Below are 25,448 nucleotides of genomic sequence, written 5' to 3'. Positions count from 1 at the left end.
GTTGCCTTCCGTTCCTGTTCCATTCCCCTGAGTCACACGGGTGTCACCCAGCGGGACCGTCACCGCCTGCCCTCGCCCTTGCATTGCATGCGCAATCGAGGCTGGAAAGTGCTCCGCATCACTGAACATGCGGGCAAATAGGGCGAATCGTACGCTGAGTAAGGGTCCGCGTGTGGCGGCCACCACAGCGACCATCACACCGACCAGCACAGCGGCCACCACAGCGGCCGCCCCCTTGCGCACCCCGGAGGTGACGCATGGCAGGAAAAGCACTCGCCTGTGTGGCGACGGCGCTGCTGCTCTCACCGGTCTTCATCGCCGCGGACGACGGCGACGACCTGACCGCGCAGCAACTCGCCGACCAGGCGAAGGACAACCTCCTCGACGCGAAGTCCGTCCATCTGAAGCTGACCGACCGCAGCACCGACACACGGACCAGTACCACCCAGCCGACCTCGATGGATCTCGCCCTCGACCAGCACGGCAACTGCGTGGGCTCGATGGAGATGGGGGCGCGCGGCGGCAGCGTGGAGATCGTCAAGCAGGGTGACGAGGTGTGGATGAAGCCGGACGCCGACTTCTGGAAGGCCCAGGTGCCGGGCGGCCAGGGCGACGCGGTCGCCGAGCTCTTCAAGAACCGCTACATCCACGGCTCCACCGGCGACGCCATGCTCAAGGGCATGGCCGACACCTGCGATCTGACCTCCTTCCAGAAGGAGGTCGCGGGCGACGAGGGCGGCGCGACGGCCCTGACGAAGGGCGACGAGACGACCGTGGGCGGGACGAAGGTCATCCCGCTCAAGGGCACGGAGGACGGCAAACAGGAGGTCCTGTACGTCACTTCGGACGCCCCGCACCGGCTGGTGAAGGCCACCCAGCACGGCGGCGGTACCGACCTGACGCTGACCTTCACGGACTACGACGAGCCGGTGCCGACGGCCACGCCCGCCGCGGACGAGTCGGTGGACGTCGGGAAGCTTCAGGAGGAACTGCAAAACACCTGACGGAGGCCGAGGGCCCCAGCAGGTGAACCCGGCGCCGGCCCTCAGCAGGTGAACCCGGCCGGCGGCCCTCAGCAGGTGAACCCGGCCGCCGGCCCTCAGTAAGTGAACCCGGCCGGCGGGTCCTCCCCCACCCGCCCGTCGATCGACTCCCGGATCAGATCGGCCTGCCCCACATGGCGGGCGTACTCCTCGATCAGGTCCGCGAGGATGCGGCGCAGGCTCGGCGAGTCCCCGTTCCGGCCGGTGTAGTGGGCGAGCTGATCGAGCCCGCCCTCCGCGAGGACCTTCCGGACGTTGGCCCGGGAGCGGGCCACCGCGGCCCCCCACAGCGCGTACAGCTGCTCGGGCGTGTCCTCCGCGGCCGAGCGCCAGTCCCAGCCGGGCTCCGCCTCCCAGTCCACGGTGTTCCAGGGCGCGCCCGGGTCCTCTCCCAGCAGCCGCAGGGTGAAGTAGTCGGCCTCCACCAGTGCCAGATGCTTGAGCAGCCCGCCCAGCGTGATCGCCGAGGGGGCGAGCCGGGTGCGCAGCGCGGCCGCGTCCAGCCCCTCGCACTTCCAGGCGAACGTCCTGCGCTGCCGCTCCAGGGACCCGATCAGCGTGTCGGCCTCGCTGCCCGCGACGGGCGGCTCCAGAAGAATCTCCTCGCTCATGGGAAGCACGCTACGGTCCATTCCGGACGATCCACGACCGGAATCACGACGATCCACGACCGGAATCACCGGGAACCCGCCCGCACCATCACGGACCGGAACTCACCCCCGGACCCCCCGACCGGCAGGACAAGCACCTCCCCATGCCCCACGACGACAGCCCCACCGCCCGCGCCCTGCGCACCCTCGAACTCCTCCAGAACAGCCCCGGCATCACCGCCGACCGCCTCGCCGCCCACCTCGGCGTCTCCGAGCGCGCCGCCCGCCGCTACGTGGGCATCCTGCGCGAGGCCGGCATCCCCGTGGAGTCCACGCGGGGGCCCTACGGCGGCTACCGCGTCGGCCGCGGGCTGCGCGTGCCGCCCCTGATGTTCACGTCGGAGGAGGCGTTGGCGCTGGTCATGGCGGTGCTGGAAGGCCATCACGACGCGGCCGACCCGACCGGCCCGGTGGGCGGCGCGCTCGGCAAGATCGTGCGGGTGCTGCCCGCGCCGGTCGCGCACCCGGCGGAGGCGGTCCGCAGGGTGCGCACCAAGGGCCCGGAAGCCACCGCCCCCGACCCCGCCACCACGGCCGCCCTCGTCCAGGCAGCCACCGACCGGCACCGGCTCCGCGTCGCCTACGACCTGGGCGCGAAGGGTGTACGCCCCATGGAGGTCGACCCGTGGGCCGTCGCCGTCCGCCACGGCCGCTGGTACCTGCTGTGCTGGTCGCACACCGCCGAGGCCCGCCGCGTGCTGCGCGTCGACCGGATCGCCGAAGTGACCGTCCTGGAGGGGACGTTCACGCCGCCCGAGGGCCTAGACCCGCTCGACACCCTCGAAGCGCACCTCGCCGACGGCTGGTCGTACGAGGTGGAGGTCGTCGTCGAGGCCCCTGCCGACCTCGTCGCCCAGTGGCTGCCGCGCAGCCTCGGCCGCGCCGAGCCGCTCGACGCGCGCACCACCCGGCTGCTGGCGACGACGGATGAGCCGGAGTGGTACGTCCGGCAGCTCACGGAGCTCCCGGTCGCGTTCCGGATCGTGGCTCCGCGGGAGCTGCGGGATGCGGCGCAGGCGCTGGCACGCAGGCTCCTGACGGCGGCCGGGCACCCTACCCAAACCGAAAACCTTTGACTAAAGTCAAAGAACTATGGACCCAGTGTCAGCGGACCACGTCACCAGCCTCCGTCGGTTCAACCGCTACTTCACCCGCCGGATCGGCGCCCTCGACGACCACTACCTCGGCCAGGACCGCCCCCTCGGCGAGGCCCGGCTGCTGTTCGAGATCGGGGACGGGGCCTCCCTGCGCGAGCTGCGCACCCGCCTCGGCCTGGACGCCGGCTATCTGAGCCGGATGGCGAAGGCCCTGGAGGCGCAGGGCCTGGTCCGGCTGAGCGCGCACCCCGACGACAACCGGCTGCGGATGGTCGAACCGACCCCCGCCGGGCGGGCCGAGCTGAAAGAGCAGAACCGGCGGGCGAACGCCCTCGCCGCCGGCCTCCTCGAAGGCCTCACCGCCGACCAGCGCGCCGAGCTGACCGCGGCCATGGCCACCGCCCAGCGCCTGCTGCGCCTGGCGGCCATCACCGTCACCCTCGTCGACGGCGCCGCCCCGGACGCCCGCGCCTGCCTGGACGCCTACGCCGCCGACATCGACGCCCGCTTCCCCGAGGGCTTCGACAAGTCCGACCTCGTCGGCCCGGAGGAGGTGTCCGGTACGGCGGGCGCGTTCTTCGTGGCGTACGAGGAGGGCCGCCCGGTCGGCTGCGGGGCGCTGCGCCGCCTGGAGCCGGGCGTCGGCGAGCTCCGGCACGTGTGGGTGCACCGGGACGCCCGCCGCCTGGGCCTGGCCCGCCGGCTGCTCGCGGCGCTGGAAGCCGAGGCCGCCGCGCGCGGCCTCACGCTCCTGCGCCTCGACACGCACGCCACCCTCACCGAGGCGCAGGCGATGTACCGGGCGTGCGGGTACACGGAGATCCCGGCGTACGTGGACCACGTCTACGCCGACCACTGGTTCGAGAAACGGCTGTAGCCCCTTCCGGGCTAGGGCTGTGCCTGTAGCCCCCTTCCGGACTAGGGCTATGCCTGAAGCCCCCTTCCGGACTAGGGCTGTCCCTGAAGCCCCCTTCCGGGCTAGGGCTGTCCCTGAAGCCCCCTTCCGGGCTAGGGCTGTCCCTGAAGCCCCCTTCCGGACTATGCCCCTCCTTCCGCCCGCCCGGCCGTCCAGTCGGCCATCAACTCCCGTACGGTCCGGCGCAGCCAGGCATGGGCCGGATCGGCGTCGTGCCGTGGATGCCACGCCAACCCCAGCCGCAGCGGCGGCAGGTGCAGCGGGATGTCGAAGGTGACCAGGCCCAGACTGTCGGCGAGGGGCCGGGCCCAGGTGGTGATCAGGCCGACCAGGTCGGTGTCGCGGACGACGAACAGCGACGACGGATAGGTCCCGACCGACCCCACCACCCGCCGTTCCAGACCGAGTTCGGCGAGCGCGGCGTCGATCGGACCGTGCAGCTTGCCCCGCCGGGAGACGATCAGGTGGTCGGCCTCCGTCGCGAACCGCTCCGCCGTCAACTCCCCTTCCAGAAAAGGGTGTCCGGCCCGTACGACGCCGACCATACGGTCCTCCAGCAGTGTCTCCGCATGCACCTCGGGCTGCGTCTGGTCCACCACCCCGACCTCCAGGTCGGCGGTCCCCTCGCGCAGGAACGGCGCGTCGACATGGCTCTCGCCGAGGTACCGGATGCGGATGCCGGGCGCCTCGGCGGCGGCCCGGGCGAACAGGGCCGGGCCGTGGGAGGCGGCGATCGCGTCGTGCCCGAGGAGGGTGAACGTCCGTTCCACCGTGCGCAGATCGGTGTCCCGCCCCGGCGCGAACAACGCCCGCGCCCGCTCCACCACCGCGCTCACCTCGGCCCGTACGGCGAGCGCGCGCGGCGTCGGCACCATCTGCCGCCCGGCCCGCACCAGCACGGGGTCACCGAGCGCCTTGCGGATGCGGCCGAGGGTGCGCGACATGGCGGGCTCGGACAGATGCAGCCGCCGGGCGGCGCCGCCCACGCTCTGCTCCTCCAGCAGCGCATCGAGCGCGACCAGCAGATTCAGATCCAGATTCCCGGATTGCGCCACACGCATCCATCCCTTGCAAAGCTTGCACTGGAGTGCAGGACACCTCCGACCCTACGGTGAGAGCGCATCCCAGACCAACGCCCGCTCCCCGGAGGAGCCATGCCCTCGCACGCCCTGAAACGGTCCACCCTGCTCGCCGTCTGCGCCTGTGTCCTGGTCGCCCAGAGCATGGTCGCGGCCGTCAACCTCCTCATCCCGCAGCTGAGTTCGTCCGCCCTGCATCCCTCGCACACCGAGATCCTGTGGACCGTCGACGCCTACGTCATCGCCTTCGCGGGCCTGCTCATCCCGGCGGGCGCGCTCGGCGACCGGTACGGCCGCAAGGGCGCGCTCCTCGCCGGTCTCGCCCTGTTCGCCGCGGGCGCCGCCACCAGTGCCCTCGCCCCCGGCCCGGCGCTGCTGATCGCGGGCCGGGCGGCGTGCGGGACGGGCGCCGCGCTGATCACCCCGGCGACGATGTCGATCCTGCTGCATCTCGCGGGCCCCGAGGGGCGGGCCCGTGCGATGGCCTCCTGGACGCTGGCGATCGGTGTCGGCGGCATGCTGGGCAACCTCGGCGGCGGGCTGGCCGGCCAGTTCCTCAGCTGGCGGGCCCTGTTCGCGGCGATGGTCCCGCTGGCCGCGCTCCTCGCGACGGCCGTCGCCGTCACCACCCCGCGCACACCCCGCTCCCCGCACAGCACGCTCGACCCGGCGGGCACCCTGCTCCTCACCGCGGGCCTGCTGGCGGTCCTGTTCGGCATCATCGAGGGCCCCACCTACGGCTGGGCCTCTCCGCGCATCCTCGGCGTCTTCGCCACGGGCGCCCTGCTGGTGGCCGGCTTCACGACGTACGCCCGACGCGCCCGCAGGCCCCTGATCGACCCGCGCGTCTTCGTCGCGTCCCCCCGGCTGCGCGCGGGCACCCTGGGGCTGGCCACCGGCTTCTTCGGCCTCTTCGCCCTCTTCTTCGTCAACTCGCAGTACCTGCAAGGCGTGAAGGAGTACGGTCCCGCCGTCACCGGCGTCGCGATCGTGCCGCTGATCGTCGGCATGGCGCTGGTGCCGAAGCTGGCGGCGCGCTGGGCGCCGCACCCCCGCCCGGTCATCGGCGGCGGCCTCGCGCTCATCGGCCTCGGCCTGCTGGGCGCGTCCACGGCGGACGCGGGAACGCCCTATCCCCTTTACGCCTGCTGGCTCCTGGTGATCTCGGTCGGCACGGGCCTGTCCATGCCCGCGCTCACCCTCACCACCGCCACGTCCCTGCCACCCCACCAGGCAGGCCTGGCCTCGGGCCTGGGCACCTCGGCCCGCGAACTCGGCGCTGCCCTGGGCGTGGCGGTCACCGGCACGGCCCTCGCCCACCACCCGGACCTCGCCCACGGCATGGGCCCGGCCCTGCGCACGGTGGCGGCCCTGGTCCTGGCCGCGACGGCGGTGGTCGTCATGGAGTACCGCGGGGCGAAGGCCCCGGTGACCGGGCGGACCGAGGCCCGTACCCCTACGAACACTCCTGTCCCGTAGGGCAGAACGAGCTCAGGGCCATGCTGAGCGGTTCGCGGACCTGGGCGGGGGACAGATCCTCGGGGCCGCTGGCGCGGATCGCGTAGTACCTGCCGTCAGCCGCCTCGAACCGATGGTCGATCACCTGCCGAGCGCCCTTGTCCTCGTCGTCGTAGCGGTAGGTGAGCTCCGACCAGGTGGAGTCCTCGTCGCGTTCGAGGGCCTGGTAGCCGGGCTGGTGGGCGAAGCCGAAGCCGGGGTCGTTCTCGGCCTGGTGCAGGGACTCGGCCGGGCTGTCCTCGGCCAGCCGGAAGATCTGTAGCTGGCGGCCGTCGTCGGGGGCGTCGTAGAAGACCACCGGGGCCTTCTCGCCCTGCTTCTGTCTGCGGGTCCAGCCCTCGGGGACGACGATCGAGTAGCCGACGGGGTCGTCGGCGAGGCGGTAGCCGGGGGCGGTGCTCGGCGACGCGGGAGGCGATTCCTGGGGAGTGACCGACGGGGTGATCGAAGGGGGGATCGAAGGGGCCGCCTGCGTCGGGGCGGACGTCGGGGTGGACGTCGTGACGACCACGCTCGGACCCGGTGTGGCATGGGCGCCCACCCCACCGTCACGGGTCAGGAACCACACCCCGGCACCGACGCCCGAGCCCAGCACGACCATCGCGGTGAGGATCACCAGCAGGCGGCGCGGGCCAGGAGACGGCGGCGAAGGCGGAGGCGGCTGGACGTACGGCTGCTGCGGTGGCGGCTGGGGCGTGGGTGTGACCCACGGCGGCGTGTGCGACGGCGGTGTATACGACGTCTGCGTCTCCGCCTCCGCCCACGGCGGCAGCGCACCGGGCGGCCCCTGCTGGGCGCCCCAGGCCGCCTGGCCTCTGTCCTCGCTGGGCTCGTGCTCGTCGGAACCCGAGCTGTAGCCACCGCCGTCGCCGTTCCAGCCGCTCATCGCGAACCCCCCGAATCACCTTGGCGGGTAACGTTCTTGACGGTAGCGGTGAAAACGGGCGCGGGCCCCGCCCCGGATGAAACCGGAACAGGGCCCGTGCAGGCTTGTGACGCGGAGCGCGTGGCTCAGATGAGGCCGAGCGCGCGGACCGCCTCGCGCTCCTCCGCCAGCTCGGCGACGGAGGCGTCGATGCGGGTGCGGGAGAACTCGTTGATGTCCAGGCCCTGGACGATCTCGTACCGGCCGTCCTTGGTGGTGACCGGGAAGGAGGAGATCAGGCCCTCCGGGACGCCGTAGGAGCCGTCCGACGGGATGCCCATGGAGGTCCAGTCGCCCTCGGCCGTGCCGTTGACCCACGTGTACACGTGGTCGATGGCGGCGTTGGCGGCGGAGGCCGCGGAGGACGCGCCACGCGCCTCGATGATCGCCGCGCCGCGCTTGGCGACGGTCGGGATGAAGTCCTCGGCCAGCCACTTCTCGTCGCTCACGACCTCGGCGGCGTTCTTGCCGCCGACCGTGGCGTGGAAGATGTCGGGGTACTGGGTGGCGGAGTGGTTGCCCCAGATGGTCAGGCGCTTGATGTCGGCGACCGTGGAGCCCGTCTTCTTCGCGAGCTGCGTCAGCGCGCGGTTGTGGTCGAGGCGGGTCATCGCGGTGAAGCGCTCGGCCGGTACGTCCGGGGCGGCGGCCTGGGCGATCAGGGCGTTGGTGTTGGCCGGGTTGCCGACGACGAGGACCTTGATGTCGTCCGCGGCGTTGTCGTTGATGGCCTTGCCCTGCGGCTTGAAGATGCCGCCGTTGGCCTCCAGGAGGTCACCGCGCTCCATGCCCTTGGTGCGGGGGCGGGCGCCGACGAGGAGGGCGACGTTGGCGCCGTCGAAGGCGACGTTCGGGTCGTCCGTGATGTCGATGCCCTGAAGGAGCGGGAAGGCGCAGTCGTCGAGCTCCATGGCGGTGCCCTCGGCGGCCTTGAGCGCCGGGGTGATCTCCAGGAGGCGGAGCTTGACCGGCACGTCCGCGCCGAGCAGCTGGCCGGAGGCGATGCGGAAGAGCAGGGCGTAACCGATCTGGCCGGCCGCGCCGGTGACGGTGACGTTCACGGGAGTGCGGGTCATGGCGTTCTCCGTATGACAGCTGGCGGTGGGCGTCCTTGCCCTGGGGTGCGGACGTACAAATGATCGATCTCTCGCCCGCGGCGGAGCCGCAAATGGGCAGGTAAGAGATCCACCGGTCAGGCTATCGCGCATCCGGGATGCCGGACGTCCGGGTCCCTGTGGCCCACCCCACAAAGGGTCCGGCGCCCCGTACAAAGAAGCGACGGCCGCCCGTCCGGGAGAGGTGGAACGAGGCGGCCGCCGTAGTGGGGGTACCGACTTGGCCGGACTCCCGTGGGGGTACGGTTCGCGTGCCCACGATTCGTCCGGCCATGCCTGCGGCCCCGGAATTCTTTTTCAGCCACGGGTGACTACGGGGTGCACCCCTTCGTCCCGGCGGCCAGCGTCGCGCAGGCCTTCGCCTCGCCCGCGTCCTTCACCGCCACCATCGGGGTGTACGCGATCGTGTCCCCCGCCGTGGTGATCGAGCCGGTCTGCTGCTTGCCCTTGCCCACGGTCACGGCGACCTTGTCACCCTGCGCGCCCCCGGTGATACGGCCCCACGCGGCACCGCACGTCTTGCTGTAGCGGACCTCCACGACGGTGGTGCCGACGGTGGCGGTCTTGGCGGTGGTCACCAGGTCGCCGCTGCAACCCATGCTCTCCGCGTCCTTGCCCGTGCAGGAGTCACCGCTGCACTTGACGCCGGCGGGCAGGTTCGCGGGCGTGGAGGCGGTCGGGGACGGGGAGGCCTTGCCGCCCTCGTTCTTCTTGTCGCCGCCGCCGTCGGTGAGGAAGTACGCCGCGGCGATGACGACGAGCACGCCGACGACCCCCGCGAGGAACATCGTCAGCCGCCGCTTGCCGCCGGTCCCGCCGGAACCGGGCGCACCGGAGCCGGGTGCGCCGGCCGGACGCGGGCTCTGCGGGGGTTCGCCGTACGCCGTCTGCGGTGATTCGCCGTACGGCGACTGCGCGGTCGGTGACCAGGCCGGCCCGCCGGGGGCGCGTCCGCCCGTCGACGAGGGCCCGGCGTACCCGGCGAGCCCCCAGGAGTTGACGCCGCTCTCCCGGCTCCCCTGCGAAGACTCTGCGCGCGAGCCCTGCCCGCCTGAAGTGCCCGGCACTCCCGGGGAATCCCGTACCTCCGGCGAGGCCGGCTGCGGCGGCACCGTCGGTGCCACGCCCGCGGGCCCGGCCACCCCCGGCGTCGCCGTGGCGCTGCCGCCCCTGCGGGCCGTCTTGCTGCCCTTGGCAGTGGCGGGCGGCGCCCCGAACTCCCCGAGCGCGGCGCGCGCCTGGGAGATCCGGATGGCCTCCATGGTCATGTCGTGACGCATCTCCGAGCGGCTCCAGGCGCGCTCGGCGAGCTCCCACATCGTGGTCAGATGGATCGGATTGGTGCCGGTGACCTCGGCCAGCGCGACGATCGCACCCTTGGGCGCGAGCAGTCTGCCGTTGAGATAACGCTCCCAGGACGTCTTGCTGTAGCCCGTGCGGTCGGCCACCGCCGCGATGCTCAGTCCGCTGCGGTCCACGAGCCGGCGCAGCTGGCTGGCGAACTCCCTGACCTGCGGATCCAGTTCATCCGGCAAGGCCCTCCAACGAGGCATTGCTTCCCCCCTCTTTCCCCCCGGTCGTGCTGGCTCTTGCTGCGTTTCCCCGTGCGTGGTGCCCTCTGCCGAGTCCCCGTCTGGCTACCCACAGGGATGCGCCCGACAAGGATCTCAGTTCCCGGGGTGGGGGCGCACGGGTGCATCGGGGCCGAGGGCATGCACCGTTGCACGCCGACCCGGCCGCGGTCCAGTTCTTCAGCCACGGGACGTCCCGGACCGTCCCGATCGGTCACGCTAACGCCCTCATCGAACGACTTCGTTGCAAATCCGCGAAGTTGTCAACACATCGACACATGGGGCGCACACCGTCCGTAACGCGCGCCACTCCGGTGCGAAGCTCACCCAAGCACCACGACACCGACACCCGCGACGAGCACCAGTACGAACAGCAGCAGTACGGCGGCCAGCAGCATCCGGTTCGCGCCGCGCGGTCCCTTCGACGGCGGCCGCTCCTCCCACCACGGCAGCGTGGGATCGTCCTCGTACTCCTCGGACCCCGCGGGCTGTTCGGGGGCGGTCGCCGGGCGGGGCCAGGCCTGGACGGCGAGTTCCCAGCGGACGCCGACGCGCTCGGCCTCCGGGCCGCCGAGCCCGGCGATCCTGCACAGGGCGCTGACGGCCTGCCGGGGCGGCGGCTGCGTGGCGTTGAAATAGCGGTGCCAGGAGGACTTGCTGTACGCGGTGCGCGCACCGAGCGCGGCCAGGCTGAGGCCGGTCGCGTCCTTCAGCCGCCGCAGCTGCTCCACGAAGTGCCGCACCTCCGGCGGCAGATCCTCCGGCAGCGACTGCCAGGCGCCCATCGCTCACCTCCACGGTGTCGGACGACACCGTGCCGGTGATCGGTTCCCCCGGCCTTCCCCGCCGTGACAGGGCCCGGACACCGTAGCGGAATGGTCACTTCCGCGGCACAGCGTGCTGACAGGCGTTGAACAGCGTCTTCGTCGTGCACCAGGGTTGACGCAGACGGCGGCCCGTCCTTCCTCGGGGGAGGGGACGGACCGCCGTCATGAGGCGCCGGGATCAGCCGGTGGCCGGCCGGGGGATCAGCTGCTGACCGTGAAGTGCAGCGCGTCCTTAAGGAACGGGATGACCAGCCACGGGTCCGGCTGGGCCATCAGCGCCAGCAGCGCGATCGCGGCGCCCAGCACGCCGTACGTCACGATGTCGGTGAACCGGGAGCGCACCGCGAGCATGCCGACGTCCGGCAGCAGCCAGCGCAGCACGCCACCGGCCAGCAGCCCGGCCCCGATGAGCAGCGAGCCGACGCGGAACTGGTCGGTCGCGATCACCAGCAGGCCGACTGCGACCGTGGCCAGCACGGCGAGGATCGGCCACTGCCGGGCGGGCGCCGGGGCGTCACTCGGCGCGGCCCGGCCGCCGCCCTCGGGGCGGGCGGTGTCCCGGGTGAACAGCGGGAAGCGGCGGGTCGTCCGGCGCGGCCTGCCGTCGGCGTCGGGCGCGCTGATCGGGTCCCGGACCTCGATGTCGTTCGCCTCGCGGTCAGTCGACACTGCGCTCCGCCGCCTCGACCACGTTGACCAGCAGCTGGGCCCGGGTCATCGGGCCGACACCGCCGGGGTTCGGGGAGATCCAGCCGGCCACCTCGGCGACACCGGGGTGGACGTCGCCGACGATCTTGCCGTCGGCGCTGCGCGAGACACCGACGTCGAGGACGGCGGCGCCCGGCTTCACGTCCTCCGGGCGGATCAGGTGGGCGGAGCCGGCGGCGGCGACGATGATGTCCGCGCGCTTGAGGTGCGCGGACAGGTCGCGGGTGCCGGTGTGGCACTGGGTCACGGTGGCGTTCTCGCTGCGGCGGGTGAGCAGCAGCGGCATCGGGCGGCCGATGGTGACACCGCGGCCGACGACCACGACCTCGGCGCCCTTGATCTCCACGCCGTACTGGCGCAGGAGGGTCAGGACGCCGTTGGGGGTACAGGGCAGCGGGGCCGGCTCGTTGAGGACCAGGCGGCCGAGGTTCATCGGGTGCAGACCGTCGGCGTCCTTGTCCGGGTCCATCAGCTCCAGGATGCGGTTCTCGTCGATGCCCTTGGGCAGCGGCAGCTGGACGATGTAACCGGTGCAGGCGGGGTCCTCGTTCAGTTCCCGCACCACCGCCTCGATCTCCTCCTGCGTGGCCGTCTCCGGCAGTTCACGCTGGATGGAGGCGATGCCGACCTGGGCGCAGTCGCGGTGCTTGCCGGCGACGTACTTCTGGCTGCCGGGGTCGGTCCCGACGAGGATCGTGCCGAGGCCGGGCGTGACGCCCTTCTCCTTCAGCGCCGCCACGCGGGCGGTCAGATCGGACTTGATCGCGGCTGCGGTGGCCTTGCCATCGAGAATCTGGGCGGTCATGCCCCCATCCTCGCGGATGACCGGCCCCCGGTTCCAATCCGGGTCCCGGGGGGCTGTCCGTCGTATCCGACCATGATCGGTTCTGTTGCACTTGCACAACACCTGTGGAATGCGGCTGGACAAGGAACCAGCCACTGAAGAACGATTGACGCCACAGTGCCGCGGGCTGTACCGGGGGGACGAACCGCATCTGTTGAACCTTCCTCCGAGCGTGCCGCTCGTCGTCCCCGCACATTCGGCAAACGGAGGAAACCCCGCCATGAGTTTCGGCGATCCGCACAACCCCTACGGGCCCCCGCCCCAGCAGCCGCCGGCCGCTCCCGGTTACGGCTACCCCCAGCAGGCCCCGCCCGGCGTCCCGCCGCAGCAGCCCTACGGCGCTCCCCAACAGCCCTACGGCGCCTACCCGCAGGCACCCGCGTACCCCGGCTACCCGGGCGCGAACATGGTGCCGCAGTCGATGCCGGGCCTGCTGGTGACGGCCCGCGTCTTCCTCTACATCATCTCCGCGGTGCAGATCGTCCTCGGCCTGATCTACCTGTACGTCGCCGCGTTCGTGAACGACGTCTCGGACTCCGCGGACTCCCTGAGCTCGTCCTCCGACGACCCGTTCAGCGACATAAGCGACTTCGGTGACGCCGCGGCCGGTCTCATCGCCGGTATCGCGATCTTCGTGCTCGCGCTGGCGGCCCTGTCCATCACGCTGGGCGTCAAGTTCGGCCGCGGCGGCCAGGGTGTCCGGATCACCACGGTCATCTACGGCGCGCTCGGCACCATCGTCGGCCTGCTCCTGCTCTTCGTCGGCCTCGACTCGGGTATGGCCTCCGCGGTCATCTTCCCGCTGCTGTGGGTCGTGTTCGGCGCGATCATCACGGCCGCGCCGGTGGTACCCAGCGGCACGGCCTGGTTCGCGCGGCCGCGTTACTGAGCGGTCCGCGGCCTTTTCCCGGGACGCGTGACGGGGCCCGCCGGTTCACGACCGGCGGGCCCCGTCACGTGTGTGCGGCTCAGTGGAAGAAGTGCCGCGTGCCCGTGAAGTACATCGTCACGCCGGCCTTCTTCGCCGCCTCGACCACCAGCTCGTCGCGCACCGAACCACCCGGCTGGACGACCGCCTTCACGCCGGCCTCGACGAGGATCTCCAGGCCGTCCGGGAAGGGGAAGAACGCGTCGGAGGCCGCGTACGACCCCTGCGCGCGCTCGGCACCGGCCCGCTCGACGGCCAGCTTCGCGGAGTCGACGCGGTTGACCTGGCCCATGCCGACGCCGACCGAGGCGCCGTCCTTGGCGAGGAGGATCGCGTTGGACTTGACCGCGCGGCAGGCCTTCCAGGCGAAGGCCAGCTCGGCGAGCTCGGCGTCGGACAGCGCCTCGCCCGTGGCCAGCGTCCAGTTCGCCGGGTCGTCGCCGTCGGCCTGGAGGCGGTCGGTGACCTGGAGGAGGACACCGCCGTCGATCGGCTTGACCTCGACCGGGTTGGCGGGGGCGCCCGCGGCCTTCAGCACCCGGATGTTCTTCTTCTTGGCGAGGGCCTCCAGGGCCCCCTCCTCGTAGTCCGGCGCGACGATGACCTCGGTGAAGATCTCGGCGACCTGCTCGGCCATCTCCTTGCTGACCGGGCGGTTCACGGCGATCACGCCGCCGAACGCCGACAGCGGGTCGCACGCGTGCGCCTTGCGGTGCGCCTCGGCGACGTCCGCGCCGATGGCGATGCCGCACGGGTTGGCGTGCTTGATGATCGCGACGGCCGGCTCGTCGTGGTCGTACGCGGCACGGCGGGCGGCGTCCGTGTCCGTGTAGTTGTTGTACGACATCTCCTTGCCGTGCAGCTGCTCGGCCTTGGCCAGCCCGGCACCGGAGGCGTCCACGTACAGGGCGGCCGGCTGGTGCGGGTTCTCGCCGTAGCGGAGGGTGTTCTCACGCTCCCAGGTGGCGCCGAGGAAGTCGGGGAACTGCGACTCGTCGACCGGCGCGTAGGAGGAGGCGAACCAGGAGGCGACGGCCACGTCGTACGCCGCCGTGTGCTGGAAGGCCTCGGCGGCGAGCCGCTTGCGGGTGGTGAGGTCGAACCCGCCGTCCTGGACGGCGTTCAGTACGTCCGCGTACCGGGCGGGACTGGTGACGACGGCCACCGACGGATGGTTCTTGGCGGCCGCGCGGACCATCGAGGGACCGCCGATGTCGATCTGCTCGACGCACTCGTCGGGCGAGGCGCCGGAGGCGACCGTCTCGCGGAACGGGTACAGGTTCACGACGACCAGGTCGAACGGCTCGACGCCCAGCTCGGCCAGCTGCCGCTGGTGGTCCTCCAGGCGCAGGTCGGCGAGGATGCCGGCGTGCACGCGCGGGTGCAGCGTCTTGACCCGGCCGTCCAGGCACTCGGGGAAGCCGGTGAGCTCCTCGACCTTGGTGACGGGGACGCCGGCGGCGGCGATACGGCCCGCGGTGGATCCGGTGGAGACGAGTTCGACGCCGGCCTCGTGCAGCCCGCGGGCAAGCTCCTCGAGCCCGGTCTTGTCGTAGACGCTGACGAGCGCGCGACGGATGGCCCGCTTGCCGCTCTCGATGCTCTCGGCGGTCACTGGATAACTACCTTTCGTCCCTCAATGCGATAGCCGTTGCGGGCGAGCCGCCCCACGACCTCGACGAGCAGCCTTCGCTCGACTTCCTTGATGCGCTCGTGGAGAGCGTCTTCGTCGTCCTCGTCCCGGACCTCCACCACGCCCTGAGCGATGATCGGTCCGGTGTCGACGCCGTCGTCGACGAAGTGGACGGTGCAGCCGGTGACCCGGGCGCCGTACGCGAGCGCGTCACGGACGCCGTGGGCGCCGGGAAAACTGGGGAGAAGAGCGGGGTGGGTGTTGACGAACCGCCCGCCGAAGCGCGCGAGGAACTCCTTGCCCACGATCTTCATGAACCCGGCGGAGACGACCAGGTCGGGCTCGTGGGCGGCGACGGCCTCGGCGAGCGCGGCGTCCCACTCCTCGCGCGTCTCGAAGTCCTTGACCCGCGTGACGAAGGTCGGCAGCCCGGCGCGCTCGGCCCGGGCGAGCCCTTCGATGCCCGCGCGGTCGGCTCCGACGGCCACGATCTCGGCGCCGTAGGCCTCGACGCCGGTCTCCGTGATGGCGTCGAGGAGCGCCTGGAGGTTGGTGCCGGAACCGGAGACCAGCACGACAAGGCGCTTAGCCACGGGGGGCCCTTTCTCGGGGAACATGCGGTATGTACGTTCGTACGAATGCATCGCGCCCCGGGATACGGGGAAGTCTACGAAGCGGCCGAACGTCAGCAACGATACCGGCACTCCGGACGGCCCCCACGGGACGGGGGCGTGGCCGGAAGGTAGCGTCTGGGAGGGCTCGACTCGGGAACGTGGTCGTCGTGCGGTGCGTTTCCGAAGTGAAAGCTCACATCAGCTCACGCCAGACAGCCGTATCACCTAGGGGAAGACGCTCACTTGATGCCGGACCGCAGCCTGCGACTCCTCACGCTCCCCCCGCAGTCGATGCAGGGAGGGGAGCGCCGCGGCGTGCTGCTGCGGGAGCGCCCCGCGTCCCCGCCCGACGCACCCTCGGACGACAAGCCCGACACCAAGCCGGGCAGCGACAGGCCGGACGCCGGTCCGAACGCCGGGTCGGGAGGCTCCGCCGGGGACGACAACCCCTTCGCCCCGCCGCCGGAGGGCACGCCCGACCGGCCGTGGCAGCCGCGCCGCCCCAGCGGTGACTCCGACGACGATTCCGGCTCCCCGTGGGGCAGCCAGTGGAGCGACCGCCAGCCCGGCCGCTCCTCCGGCGGCTTCGGCGACCGCCCCGGCGGCTCCGGCCCCGAGGGCGGCCAGGGCAGCGGCGGCGGCTCCGGCACGGGGATGCGCTGGGACCCCACCGACCCCACCCAGCGCCGGGCGCGGTACTCGCTCCTGAGCGGTATGTGGGCGTTCTTCTTCGCGCTGTTCAGCTGGCCGTACGTCGCTCTGCTGCTCGGGGCGCTCGCCCTGTACTGGGGTATCAGCGCCCTGCGCGCCAAGCCCCGCCCCGCCGACCCCGACGCCCCGGCGCCGGACACCTCGGGTTCCCGCCCCCAGACCACGGCGGCGATCAGCGGCCTGGTCACCGCGTCCCTGGCGGTCGTCCTGGTCGGCGCGGGCTTCACGGCCCAGCTCGTCTACAGCGACTACTACACCTGCACGAACGACGCGCTCACCAACCAGGCGAAGCAGTCCTGCAGCGACCTGCTCCCGAAGGAACTCCGCGGAATCCTGGGCACGAGCTGACACTCACTCCCCGTCCGACACCTCCCTGAGCACGGCCCACCGCGCCGCGCGGGAGGCGTCGTCGTCTTGCCAGGGGTAGGGGGGCGGGGGTGAGGCGGGGTTGGCGGTCGGGTTCGCGGCCGGGTGCGGGTCGGCGGGCAGGAAGTCGTAGGGCTCGAAGGCGGCGTCGTCGGCGTCGAGTTCGTACGGGGTGGAGGCCGCTGCGGCTGCTCGGCTCGCGCGCGGCTTGCGGGAGAACCAGCGGTTGGCGGATCGGTTGGCGGTGGCCTCGGGGCCGGAGACCTCGGGACTGAGGGGCTCGGCTGTGGGCATCCCGGGGCTTGAGGTCATGGGGCCGGAGGTGCTGGAGCCGGACGTCTCCGGTCCGAAGGTCATGGGGCCGGAGGTCATGGGGCCGGAGGTCATGGGGCCGGAGGTCAAAGGGGCGGAGGTCATGGGGCCGGAGGTCAAAGGGGCGGAGGTCAAAGGGGCGGAGGTCAAAGGGGCGGAGGTCAAAGGGCGGGACGTATCCGCACCGAAGGTCATGGGGCTGGACGTCTCGGGGCCGGACGACCTCAGGGCCGCGCCCCGACCGTCACCCTTCCGCCGCGAGAACCAACGTCCCGCGCGGGCTGCCGCCACCTCCGGCGCACCCCCAGCCCCCTCGAAGCCCCCCGGCTCCCAGGCCCCGACCTCGCCCTTCGGCGCCTCTCCCCGCGCCCCACCCTGCGTCCCCGCCACTTCTCCCCGCGCCCCAGCGACCGTCACCGCCCGCCCCCGCCGCACCTTCCGCTCCCGCCGCTCCCGCCGCTCCCGCCGCTCCCTGCACCGCCAAGCCCGCACGCCCAGTGCCGTCGGGATCGCCAGCGCCGCGGTCCACAGCAGTGCCGCCCCTCCCGTCAGCCACCAGACCGGCCCGAACCAGGCCAGCGCGGCCACCCCGAGCGGTCCGCCCGCGAGTGCCGCCAGCAGCGCGACCGAGGCCGCACAGAGAACGGCCGCGAGCCCGGCGGTACCGGCCGTCCGGCCCCGCGTCCAGACCACGGCCTCCTGCACCGCCCGCACACCGCCACCCCTGCCGTGCGCCGCTCCGGCCGCACCGGCACCCCTCCCCGACAGGCCGTCGCCCCCACCGACTCCCCCGACCTGTCGTGCGCCGGACGCCTCAGCCCCGTCCACAGCCCCCCGGCCCGGCGCCCCGCCCCCGTCGCCCCGCGCCTCGCGGCCTCTCCCGCCGCTCGCCGGCCCCGCCACGAACCACCCCACCGTCACCCCGGCCACCAACGGCACCGAACCGGCCGCCCAGTTCATCCAGGTCCCCGTCCCCGCCTCCGGCACCGCCGCCAGCAGGGGGAACGGGGGGAGGAGCGGGGCCGGTGCGGAGGTGAGGGGGGACATCACGTGGCCCGCGCCCAGTTCGAAGCCGGGGCCGAGGGCGTACGACAGGCACCAGACCGCCGCGTTGGGCACGAGCGCGACGCACAGCAGCAGTACGGCGAACCGGCCCGACCACCCCTCCGTCAGCTGGAGGAAGGAGAGCCGCGCCGCGCCGCCGTGCCAGACCAGGGACGACGCCAGCAGCAGCGCACCGCCCCCCACCAGCAGCGCCACCCCCGCACCGGCCGCCCGCGCCGCCACCCCGAGCCGCTGCCCGGCGTCCGGCCCGAGGACGAGACGACGGACCGGCGCCGGCAGCAGGAGCAGCACGCTGTCGACGGGGCCGCGCGGGCGACCGTACGCCGTCCAGACGCCCGCGGCCGCCGCCACCGTCACCACAACCGGCACGCACACCCCCGTCCACACCCACGAAGGCCGCAACTCCCCGCCCGCCGCATACAGCGCGACCCCCGCGCCGACGGCGAGATACCCGAGGACCACCCCCGCGAACGCCGTCCACCCCGCCGCCCCGGCCGTGTCCTCGTCGTCGGCGACCACGTCCCGCGCCGCCCGGTGCACCAGCCACACCGGCAGCACCAGCAGCAGCAACGGCGTCACCCCGACCGGCGCCGGTACCCCGGACAGGGTGTCCGTGCGGACCAGTTCCGCCCCGTGCGCGAGCAGCCACAGCGCCGCCGCGACATGCAGTGCACCACCCGGCCCGCTGTCCGGATACGGCGAACTGATCCACAGCACCATCACCAGCACGGCGAGCGAACCGAGCCCCAACCCCGCCGCGAGCACCCCGCTCACCAGGCTCGCGGCCAGCCCGGGTGAACGGTCACGCAACCGGGTGAGCAGGGACGACAGGGGCGATCGGCGAACGGTCATCTGGATCACGACCGTCATGCTGCCAACGACACGCGCTTTCTCGTCGTAACAGGCGAACTCCTGCCGTGTCGCTCAATATACGACTATGTACTTTTTCGTACGAAGGGGCGCCCTGTGACCCAGAGCCCTGCAACCCCGCTCCCCCCGCCCGAGGAACGCCGACGCCTGCGCGAGGCCGGGTCGCTGACGCAGGCTCAGCTCGCCGAACGGGTGGGAGTCACCCGGGAGACGGTCCGCGCGTGGGAGTCCGGCCGTACGAATCCGCGCGGCCGCAAGGGGGAGGCGTACGCGAAGCTGCTGAGCGCATGGGTGCAACAGGAGCCGCCGCTCGCCGAGGTGACGGCACCTCAGTTCCATGAAGAGCTCCCCGCGGAATCCCCCGCGCCCCTGACGCCCACTCAGGCCTTCGACGCGCTGTACGCGTTCTGCGCGCCCGCCCTCGTACGGCAGGCCTATCTGCTCACCGGACGGCGGGAACTCGCCCGCGAGTCCGTCGAGCGCGCCTTCCAACTCGCCTGGCAGCGCTGGCCGGAGGTGGCGGTCGACCGCGACCCGGCGGGCTGGGTGCGGGCCACGGCGTACGAGTACGCCCTCTCCCCCTGGCACCGCTTCCGCCCCCGCTACCGCAGCCCGGAGGCCCCACCCGCCGACGCCTCCGACCGCGCCCTGCTGGCCGCGCTCCTGCGCCTGCCGCCACCGCAGCGCCGCACACTCGTGCTGTACGACAGTGTCGGCCTCGACCTGCCGGAGACGGCGGCGGAGACGGAGGCGAGCACACCGGCGGCGGCCGGGCGGCTGATGAACGCGCGGGAGGCGATCGCCGCGCACCTGCCGGACCTCTCCGACCCCACCGAACTCCATCGCCGCCTGGCCGAACTCGCCGCCACGGAGCGCTTGCGCGCGGCGAAGCCGCCGGTGGTGCGGACGGGGAGCGAACGCAGGGCCCGTTTCTGGACGAGGGCGGCGATCGCGTTCACGGTGGCGTTGATCGGCACGACGGCGATGACGCTCCGCACGGCACCCACGCACTACGAACCGCCGATCGCGCCGGGGGCGGAGATCCAGGGGGTGCCGCCTCGGGTCGCGCAGGGAGCGTTGTCGGAGGCGGAGAGGCAACTGCGGGAGAAGCTGCGGGGTGCGATGACGAGCCGTCCGGAAAGGCTGGCACCGCTGAGTCGTTGAAGGGGACGAGTGGAGGTGCTTTCAGGGGCGGGTGGAACGGCGCGACCAGCCACAACGCATCCGCACCCGACTCACTACGCACCGTGGGCCCGCCCCCCTCCCGGGGAACGGGCCCACAAACGCTCGGCCAGGAAACCGCTGCTCAGCCGGCGAGGATCTCGCGCGCCAGCTTCGCCGTCTCGGTCGGGGTCTTGCCGACCTTGACGCCCGCGGCCTCAAGGGCCTCCTTCTTCGCGGCGGCCGTGCCGGACGAGCCGGACACGATCGCGCCGGCGTGACCCATGGTCTTGCCCTCCGGCGCGGTGAAGCCCGCGACGTAGCCGACGACCGGCTTGGTCACGTTCTCCTTGATGAACGCGGCCGCGCGCTCCTCGGCGTCGCCACCGATCTCACCGATCATCACGATCAGGTCGGTGTCGGGGTCGGCCTCGAACGCGGCGAGGGCGTCGATGTGCGTCGTACCGATGATCGGGTCGCCACCGATGCCGACGGCGGAGGAGAAGCCGATGTCACGGAGCTCGTACATCATCTGGTACGTCAGCGTGCCGGACTTCGAGACCAGGCCGATGCGGCCCGGCTTGGTGATGTCGCCCGGGATGATGCCGGCGTTGGACTGGCCGGGGGTGATGAGACCCGGGCAGTTGGGGCCGATGATCCGCGTCTTGTTGCCCTTGCTGACCGCGTAGGCGTAGAAGGCGGCGGAGTCGTGGACCGCGATGCCCTCGGTGATGACGACCGCGAGCGGGATCTCGGCGTCGATGGCCTCGACGACGGCGGCCTTGGCGAAGGCCGGCGGGACGAAGAGGACGGACACGTTCGCGCCCGTCTTCTCGATCGCCTCGGCGACGGTGCCGAAGACCGGGATCTCGGTGCCGTCGACGTCAACGGTGGTGCCCGCCTTGCGCGGGTTGACGCCACCGACGATGTTCGTGCCGTCGGCGAGCATGAGCTTGGTGTGCTTCATGCCCGTGGAGCCGGTCATGCCCTGGACGATGACCTTGCTGTCCTTGTTGAGGAAGATAGCCATGGCTGTGTTCCCTCGTCCCTTACTTCGCAGCCGCGAGCTCGGCGGCCTTGTCGGCCGCGCCGTCCATGGTGTCCACGCGCTGGACCAGCGGGTGGTTGGCGTCGGAGAGGATCTTGCGACCCAGCTCGGCGTTGTTGCCGTCCAGGCGGACGACGAGGGGCTTGGTGACTTCCTCGCCCTTGTCCGCGAGCAGCTGGAGCGCCTGGACGATGCCGTTGGCGACCTCGTCACAGGCGGTGATGCCACCGAAGACGTTGACGAAGACCGACTTGACGTCGGGGTCGCCGAGGATGATCTCCAGGCCGTTCGCCATGACGGCGGCGGAGGCGCCACCACCGATGTCGAGGAAGTTGGCCGGCTTCACGCCACCGTGGTTCTCACCGGCGTACGCGACGACGTCCAGCGTCGACATGACCAGACCGGCACCGTTACCGATGATGCCGACCTCGCCGTCGAGCTTGACGTAGTTGAGGTTCTTCTCCTTGGCGGCGGCCTCGAGCGGGTTGGCCGCGTCCTTGTCCTGGAGGGCCTCGTGCTCCGGCTGACGGAACTCGGCGTTCTCGTCCAGGGAGACCTTGCCGTCGAGGGCGATGACGTCGCCGGAGGCGACCTTCGCCAGCGGGTTGACCTCGACCAGGAGGGCGTCCTCCTTGATGAAGGTGTCCCACAGCTTGACGAGGACGTTCACGACCTTGTCGGCGACCTCGGCCGGGAACTTCGCGGCCTCGACGATCTGGCGCGCGACCTCGGGGGTCACACCCACGTTGGCGTCGATCGGCGTCTTGGCGACGGCCTCCGGACGGGTGGCCGCCACCTCCTCGATCTCCATGCCGCCCTCGACGGACGCGATGGAGAGGAAGGTGCGGTTGGCACGGTCGAGGAGGAAGGAGACGTAGTACTCCTCCACGATCTCGGGGGCCGTCTCGGCGATCATCACCTTGTGGACCGTGTGGCCCTTGATGTCCATGCCGAGGATGTTGGTCGCGTGCTCGACCGCCTCGTCGGCGGTGGCGGCGAGCTTGACGCCACCGGCCTTGCCACGGCCGCCGACCTTCACCTGCGCCTTGACGACGGACTTGCCACCGAGACGCTCGGTGGCTGCGCGGGCCGCCTCAGGCGTGTCGATGACTTCACCGGCCAGCACCGGTACATCGTGCTTGGCGAAGAGGTCCCTCGCCTGGTACTCGAACAGGTCCACGCGCTTCCGTCCCTATCAGTGATCTCGCGGTTCGTTGGATGCGTGGGCGTGCCGCGATGGGCAACGTGACGTCCGCCGAGTGTCACAAGGGAGGCGCACACGGTGTCCGAGCGCGCGGCATGTCCGTCTCGCAGGTTATCGCTGCTTGCAGGGGGCCCCTAAATCGAGGGTCACACCTGAGCGGTGATACCTGTCACATGATGCCGCCCTCACTGGCACGGCGTGTCAGGCGTGAGGGGCGGAGGAGGTCAGGGGAAAGGGCCTCACCGGGCTGGGGTTGACCCGGTGAGGCCCCTTGAGCAGCCCCTTGCGGGGCGCGGAGCCGATGATCCCCACCCCAATGGGGACCGCCCGGCTCCGACCGCGAGGGGTCACGTCCGGACGGACCGACGGCTTTCGGCCGTCCGGGCGTGCTTCCTCGCGGAGTCGGTGTGGGGACGTCGGTGTCGGGATGGGGAGGGTCAGACGCCGTATCCGGAGGTGACGGTCCCGCCGACCCCCTGGAGGCCGGTGACGGCGTTCCCCACGAGGGGAGCGACGCCGTCGACGGTGTGCCCGGCGACGGGCACGACCCCGTCGCCGGTCCCCCGCACGTCCCCGGTCACGCCGTCGGCGAAGGGGGCGACGTCCTGGGTGACGCCGTACGCGAAGGTCTCGGCACTGCCGCCGACGCCCGCCACGACCGGCCGGACGAGACCGACGACCGGCTGGACGGCGCCGGTGACGCCGTGTGCGAAGGGCGCCACGTCCTGGTTCACGCCCTCGGCCAGCCCGCCCGCGTGCCCGGCCACGCCGTACGCGAGCCGCGCCACCTGCCCGACGGTGTGCCGCACGTCCCCCGTCACGCCGTACGTCAGCGCCCCCGCGTCGACCACGGCCTGCTCCGCAACGGGAACGGCCCCGTCCACAACGGTGCTCACGACAGGCGGCAGCACACTCCCGACGACATCGCCACCGACCTGCTCCACGAGCCCGGTGGCGTACGGCGGAACGTCCCCGACAGCGCCGGCGGCGACCTGTCGCACACCGGAGACGGCACCGCCCGCGACCGGGGTGACGCCGTGAACCGCGCCGGTGACGACGCCCTGCGCGTCGACGGCGACGCCGGTCGCGACGGGCTGGGCGTCGGCGACCAGCCCGTGGGCGAGTGCGGTGGCCGCGTCGACGGTGTGCTCGGCGGTCCCGCTCACCCCGGCGACGGCGTCGGTGGCGAGAGGGGCGACGCCCTCGACCGCGCCGGTGACGACGGGCGTGGCGCCGGGCACCACACCGGTGGCTACGGGCGCCACCCCGTCCACCGCCCCGCCGACCACCGGAACGGCACCGTGCACCGCGGCGGTGGCCAGCGGGGGGACCGCCGCGGCGGTGAGGGCGGACGTGGTGGTGGATGCGGTGGTGGATGCGGTGGTGGTGGCGGACGTGGTCCTGGATGCGCCGGCGAGGGCGCGCTCCAGCTCCGGGGCGAAGACGGCGAGGGGGCCGAAGAGGTAGTCGACGTCGTCCTGCGGGGTGCCCGCGTCGGAGACGGTGGTCCGCGCGGCGGCGACCGTCTCACCGGCCGTCCCCCGGGCCGTCGCGTCGAGCTGCGCCTGCGCGGCACGGGCGGCGCGGGCGGCCTTCGCGCCCTGGATGGCGGCGGCGCCCTTGATCTTGGTGGCCTTGGAGGTGGTGGGGGTGATGGAGGTGGTGGAGGTGGTTGCGGTCTTGGTGGCCTCGGCGGCCTGAGTGGCCTGAGTGGCCTGGGTGGCCTGCGGGGTGGTGACCCTCGTGTCGGTGGGGGCCGTCTTCGTGGCCGTGTCGGTCACGCCGGTCAGCGTGTTCGTGGCGTCGGCCGTGACGCCTTCCGTGATGTCCGTCGTCGTGTCCGACACGGAGAGGGAGGAGGCGGGCAGCTCGTCGGCGCTGGCGGCCGTGGAGCCGAGCGCCCACGCGCCGGTGACGCCGGCGGCTATGACGATGGAGCGGCGGATGTTCTTGTTCATGGGTACGTCAGGTCCTTGGGAACTGGGCGTCCGCAGCCCATGGAGACGGGAACAGGAAGGAGTGCCGGTCCTGGGCTCGGACGGATGCGGGCGGTCGAACAGACCCGTGCCACCCCCGCGCCGCAGATCGGCGGCAGGGGTGAGCGTCCCGCTAGGCCGGGGAAACCGGAATGTCCCGGTGCCTGTCCCGGGTGCCGTCCGCGTCGGTGCGCACCACGCCGCCGGGCACGAGCCTCAGCGGGGCGCGGTCGTTCAGGGATACGGCCTGTGCGTCGCCGTGCCGCGGCGAACCGTTGTCCACTCCGGACCGGTGGGCCAGCACCCCGTCCGGGTCGCCCGCGGGCGCCGGGTGCGCGGGGACGTAACCGCCCGACCTCGCGGCCCGATGCCGGTCGGCCTTGGCGGCCGTACCCGTGACGGGGGAACCGTCGCCGTACGACGGGCCGTAGTCATCACCGACCCTGCTCGCCCTCGCCTTGTGGGGGCTGGTGGAGCTGTCGGAGCCGGCAGGGCTGTCGGAGCCGTGTCCAGCGTTCGAGCCGTCCGCCGGGGAGCCCGGCTGCGGCGCTGCCGTGACCGGCGCCGGCAAGGTCTGCCCCGGCAGCACCGGCGGCACCGGGAGTTCGGGCACCGCCGGGAGGGCCGGCAGGCTCGGCAGCGCCGGCCATTGTGCCTCTGCCTGCGCGTCGGCCAGCTGCTCGGTGACCGTCTCCACGAGTTCCCCGACCGGCTGTACGACCTTGCCACCCAAGGAGGTGTCCGTGAGATCGGGCAGCCGCGGTGCGCTCCCGTGGGCTTCGGCTTCGGCCGGTTGCGTCTGGGGCGGCGCTGTCGGGTGGACGTCCGCTTCCGTCCGCGGGATCACCAACCGCTCCACCGCGTCCCGCGTCAACGACCGGACGCCGTCCGCCCGCACCCCGGAAGTCACCGGGGCAACCTGGGCCACCGACGCGACTTCATGGGACGTCACCGTCGGCACGCCCTCCGCCGCGCTCGCCCGTTCCCCGCAGAGGAACCCGAGCGCGAACAACCCGCCCACCAGCACGACCACTTGCAACGCACGCCGCCCGGCCGCCGTGCGCATCACGCGCAGAGCGGCACCGGGCAGAGCGGCTGGCGAGGTCAAGAGGGGGTGGGTCCTCCCGTGCGGCGGAACACGGCACGCGTGACGAGCCACGCGTCGACGCGACGCTGAAGAGGCGTCGATACTCGCACGGGAGTGCGGAGGTTGCGCAAGCCCTCCGTTACCGATGGGTAGGCATGTCCGTTTTGCTGCCCGGAGTCG

General features: G+C 72.3%; 22 protein-coding genes. 7 read left to right on the top strand and 15 right to left on the bottom strand.

Annotated elements, in window-relative coordinates:
- Positions 1–257 precede the first annotated feature (257 nt).
- On the top strand, positions 258–1,004 hold the full coding sequence (locus EJC51_RS29920; RefSeq protein WP_126273911.1) for a LolA-like protein: 747 nt from the start codon (positions 258–260) through the stop codon (positions 1,002–1,004).
- A gap of 95 nt (positions 1,005–1,099) precedes the next feature.
- Here EJC51_RS29920 and EJC51_RS29915 read toward each other — a convergent pair whose 3' ends face one another.
- Positions 1,100–1,654: a DinB family protein gene (locus EJC51_RS29915; RefSeq protein ID WP_126273910.1), complete on the bottom strand. Its 555-nt coding sequence runs from the start codon at positions 1,652–1,654 to the stop codon at positions 1,100–1,102.
- A 143-nt stretch (positions 1,655–1,797) separates the two neighbouring features.
- Between EJC51_RS29915 and EJC51_RS29910 the strand changes: the two genes are divergently transcribed.
- Both EJC51_RS29910 and EJC51_RS29905 read left to right on the top strand, forming a co-directional pair.
- Positions 1,798–2,769, top strand: a complete 972-nt coding sequence (locus EJC51_RS29910; protein WP_126273909.1) for a helix-turn-helix transcriptional regulator — start codon at positions 1,798–1,800, stop codon at positions 2,767–2,769.
- Positions 2,770–2,785: 16 nt separating this feature from the next.
- Entirely contained in the window at positions 2,786–3,667 is an 882-nt protein-coding gene (locus EJC51_RS29905) for a GNAT family N-acetyltransferase (RefSeq protein WP_126273908.1), read from the top strand.
- A 161-nt stretch (positions 3,668–3,828) separates the two neighbouring features.
- On the opposite strand, the gene EJC51_RS29900 is transcribed toward EJC51_RS29905, so the two are convergent.
- Positions 3,829–4,767 carry a LysR family transcriptional regulator gene (locus tag EJC51_RS29900; protein ID WP_126273907.1) on the bottom strand — a complete coding sequence of 313 codons (939 nt, stop codon included), beginning with the start codon at positions 4,765–4,767 and terminating at the stop codon, positions 3,829–3,831.
- Positions 4,768–4,860: 93 nt separating this feature from the next.
- On the opposite strand from EJC51_RS29900, the gene EJC51_RS29895 reads away from it, so the two are divergent.
- Positions 4,861–6,264, top strand: coding sequence for an MFS transporter (locus tag EJC51_RS29895; RefSeq protein ID WP_126273906.1), 1,404 nt, complete (start codon positions 4,861–4,863; stop codon positions 6,262–6,264).
- Here EJC51_RS29895 and EJC51_RS29890 read toward each other — a convergent pair.
- The 6 genes from EJC51_RS29890 to EJC51_RS29865 form a co-directional block, all read right to left on the bottom strand.
- Entirely contained in the window at positions 6,242–7,189 is a 948-nt protein-coding gene (locus tag EJC51_RS29890) for a hypothetical protein (protein WP_126273905.1), read from the bottom strand. The genes EJC51_RS29895 and EJC51_RS29890 overlap by 23 nt on opposite strands.
- A 125-nt stretch (positions 7,190–7,314) precedes the next feature.
- A complete protein-coding gene (locus tag EJC51_RS29885; RefSeq protein WP_126273904.1) occupies positions 7,315–8,304 on the bottom strand; it encodes a malate dehydrogenase in 990 nt (329 codons plus the stop codon).
- Positions 8,305–8,654: 350 nt separating this feature from the next.
- Positions 8,655–9,896, bottom strand: a complete 1,242-nt coding sequence (locus EJC51_RS29880) for a helix-turn-helix domain-containing protein (RefSeq protein ID WP_126273903.1) — start codon at positions 9,894–9,896, stop codon at positions 8,655–8,657.
- Between the two features lie 341 nt (positions 9,897–10,237).
- Positions 10,238–10,699 carry a helix-turn-helix domain-containing protein gene (locus tag EJC51_RS29875; RefSeq protein ID WP_126273902.1) on the bottom strand — a complete coding sequence of 154 codons (462 nt, stop codon included), beginning with the start codon at positions 10,697–10,699 and terminating at the stop codon, positions 10,238–10,240.
- A 243-nt stretch (positions 10,700–10,942) separates the two neighbouring features.
- The gene (locus tag EJC51_RS29870; RefSeq protein WP_126273901.1) at positions 10,943–11,410 is read right to left on the bottom strand and encodes a DUF3017 domain-containing protein; all 468 of its coding nucleotides are present in this window, start codon (positions 11,408–11,410) and stop codon (positions 10,943–10,945) included.
- Positions 11,400–12,254: a bifunctional methylenetetrahydrofolate dehydrogenase/methenyltetrahydrofolate cyclohydrolase gene (locus EJC51_RS29865; RefSeq protein WP_126273900.1), complete on the bottom strand. Its 855-nt coding sequence runs from the start codon at positions 12,252–12,254 to the stop codon at positions 11,400–11,402. Before EJC51_RS29865 ends, EJC51_RS29870 begins: the two co-directional genes overlap by 11 nt.
- Before the next feature lie 259 nt (positions 12,255–12,513).
- Between EJC51_RS29865 and EJC51_RS29860 the strand changes: the two genes are divergently transcribed.
- Positions 12,514–13,182, top strand: a complete 669-nt coding sequence (locus EJC51_RS29860; protein ID WP_126273899.1) for a hypothetical protein — start codon at positions 12,514–12,516, stop codon at positions 13,180–13,182.
- A gap of 79 nt (positions 13,183–13,261) precedes the next feature.
- Here EJC51_RS29860 and purH read toward each other — a convergent pair whose 3' ends face one another.
- Both purH and purN read right to left on the bottom strand, forming a co-directional pair.
- A complete protein-coding gene (purH, locus tag EJC51_RS29855; RefSeq protein ID WP_126273898.1) occupies positions 13,262–14,836 on the bottom strand; it encodes a bifunctional phosphoribosylaminoimidazolecarboxamide formyltransferase/IMP cyclohydrolase in 1,575 nt (524 codons plus the stop codon).
- Complete coding sequence (gene purN / locus EJC51_RS29850; RefSeq protein ID WP_207924780.1) at positions 14,833–15,498, bottom strand: phosphoribosylglycinamide formyltransferase; 666 nt, start codon at positions 15,496–15,498, stop codon at positions 14,833–14,835. The genes purH and purN overlap by 4 nt, the downstream gene beginning before the upstream one ends.
- 216 nt (positions 15,499–15,714) lie before the next feature.
- Between purN and EJC51_RS29845 the strand changes: the two genes are divergently transcribed.
- The gene (locus tag EJC51_RS29845) at positions 15,715–16,527 is read left to right on the top strand and encodes a hypothetical protein (RefSeq protein ID WP_126273896.1); all 813 of its coding nucleotides are present in this window, start codon (positions 15,715–15,717) and stop codon (positions 16,525–16,527) included.
- A 3-nt stretch (positions 16,528–16,530) separates the two neighbouring features.
- Here the strand turns inward: EJC51_RS29845 and EJC51_RS48885 are convergent, their stop codons facing one another.
- On the bottom strand, positions 16,531–18,783 hold the full coding sequence (locus tag EJC51_RS48885; protein ID WP_425276848.1) for a cell division protein PerM: 2,253 nt from the start codon (positions 18,781–18,783) through the stop codon (positions 16,531–16,533).
- Positions 18,784–18,888: 105 nt separating this feature from the next.
- Here EJC51_RS48885 and EJC51_RS29835 point away from each other — a divergent pair, with 105 nt between their 5' ends.
- Positions 18,889–19,956 (top strand): helix-turn-helix domain-containing protein, encoded by a 1,068-nt coding sequence (locus EJC51_RS29835; RefSeq protein ID WP_126273895.1) that lies wholly within the window; start codon positions 18,889–18,891, stop codon positions 19,954–19,956.
- 142 nt (positions 19,957–20,098) lie between these two features.
- On the opposite strand, the gene sucD is transcribed toward EJC51_RS29835, so the two are convergent.
- The 4 genes from sucD to EJC51_RS29810 form a co-directional block, all read right to left on the bottom strand.
- Positions 20,099–20,983, bottom strand: a complete 885-nt coding sequence (sucD, locus tag EJC51_RS29830; protein WP_126273894.1) for a succinate--CoA ligase subunit alpha — start codon at positions 20,981–20,983, stop codon at positions 20,099–20,101.
- Positions 20,984–21,002: 19 nt separating this feature from the next.
- Positions 21,003–22,181 (bottom strand): ADP-forming succinate--CoA ligase subunit beta, encoded by a 1,179-nt coding sequence (sucC, locus tag EJC51_RS29825; RefSeq protein WP_079312953.1) that lies wholly within the window; start codon positions 22,179–22,181, stop codon positions 21,003–21,005.
- Between the two features lie 461 nt (positions 22,182–22,642).
- Positions 22,643–24,163, bottom strand: a complete 1,521-nt coding sequence (locus EJC51_RS48300) for a proline dehydrogenase family protein (protein ID WP_208870750.1) — start codon at positions 24,161–24,163, stop codon at positions 22,643–22,645.
- A gap of 151 nt (positions 24,164–24,314) precedes the next feature.
- Positions 24,315–25,289, bottom strand: a complete 975-nt coding sequence (locus EJC51_RS29810; RefSeq protein WP_126273893.1) for a hypothetical protein — start codon at positions 25,287–25,289, stop codon at positions 24,315–24,317.
- Positions 25,290–25,448: the final 159 nt, after the last annotated feature.

This window comes from Streptomyces aquilus, assembly GCF_003955715.1.
Classification (GTDB): Bacteria; Actinomycetota; Actinomycetes; order Streptomycetales; family Streptomycetaceae; genus Streptomyces; species Streptomyces aquilus.
The sequence above is the reverse complement of the archived record's forward strand: the minus strand, read 5'-3'. Positions and strand labels throughout refer to the sequence as shown.

What these genes read in the sequence shown, in the direction of transcription:
- EJC51_RS29885 (WP_126273904.1), bottom strand. Translation starts at nt 8,304, where the DNA reads ATGACCCGCACTCCCGTGAACGTCACCGTCACCGGCGCGGCCGGCCAG.
- EJC51_RS29920 (WP_126273911.1), top strand. Translation starts at nt 258, where the DNA reads ATGGCAGGAAAAGCACTCGCCTGTGTGGCGACGGCGCTGCTGCTCTCA.
- EJC51_RS29845 (WP_126273896.1), top strand. Translation starts at nt 15,715, where the DNA reads ATGCCGGACCGCAGCCTGCGACTCCTCACGCTCCCCCCGCAGTCGATG.
- EJC51_RS29915 (WP_126273910.1), bottom strand. Translation starts at nt 1,654, where the DNA reads ATGAGCGAGGAGATTCTTCTGGAGCCGCCCGTCGCGGGCAGCGAGGCC.
- sucD (WP_126273894.1), bottom strand. Translation starts at nt 20,983, where the DNA reads ATGGCTATCTTCCTCAACAAGGACAGCAAGGTCATCGTCCAGGGCATG.
- EJC51_RS29905 (WP_126273908.1), top strand. Translation starts at nt 2,786, where the DNA reads ATGGACCCAGTGTCAGCGGACCACGTCACCAGCCTCCGTCGGTTCAAC.
- EJC51_RS29875 (WP_126273902.1), bottom strand. Translation starts at nt 10,699, where the DNA reads ATGGGCGCCTGGCAGTCGCTGCCGGAGGATCTGCCGCCGGAGGTGCGG.
- EJC51_RS29890 (WP_126273905.1), bottom strand. Translation starts at nt 7,189, where the DNA reads ATGAGCGGCTGGAACGGCGACGGCGGTGGCTACAGCTCGGGTTCCGAC.
- EJC51_RS29910 (WP_126273909.1), top strand. Translation starts at nt 1,798, where the DNA reads ATGCCCCACGACGACAGCCCCACCGCCCGCGCCCTGCGCACCCTCGAA.
- EJC51_RS48300 (WP_208870750.1), bottom strand. Translation starts at nt 24,163, where the DNA reads ATGAACAAGAACATCCGCCGCTCCATCGTCATAGCCGCCGGCGTCACC.
- purN (WP_207924780.1), bottom strand. Translation starts at nt 15,498, where the DNA reads ATGCATTCGTACGAACGTACATACCGCATGTTCCCCGAGAAAGGGCCC.
- EJC51_RS29860 (WP_126273899.1), top strand. Translation starts at nt 12,514, where the DNA reads ATGAGTTTCGGCGATCCGCACAACCCCTACGGGCCCCCGCCCCAGCAG.
- EJC51_RS29880 (WP_126273903.1), bottom strand. Translation starts at nt 9,896, where the DNA reads ATGCCTCGTTGGAGGGCCTTGCCGGATGAACTGGATCCGCAGGTCAGG.
- EJC51_RS29865 (WP_126273900.1), bottom strand. Translation starts at nt 12,254, where the DNA reads ATGACCGCCCAGATTCTCGATGGCAAGGCCACCGCAGCCGCGATCAAG.
- EJC51_RS29900 (WP_126273907.1), bottom strand. Translation starts at nt 4,767, where the DNA reads ATGCGTGTGGCGCAATCCGGGAATCTGGATCTGAATCTGCTGGTCGCG.
- EJC51_RS29895 (WP_126273906.1), top strand. Translation starts at nt 4,861, where the DNA reads ATGCCCTCGCACGCCCTGAAACGGTCCACCCTGCTCGCCGTCTGCGCC.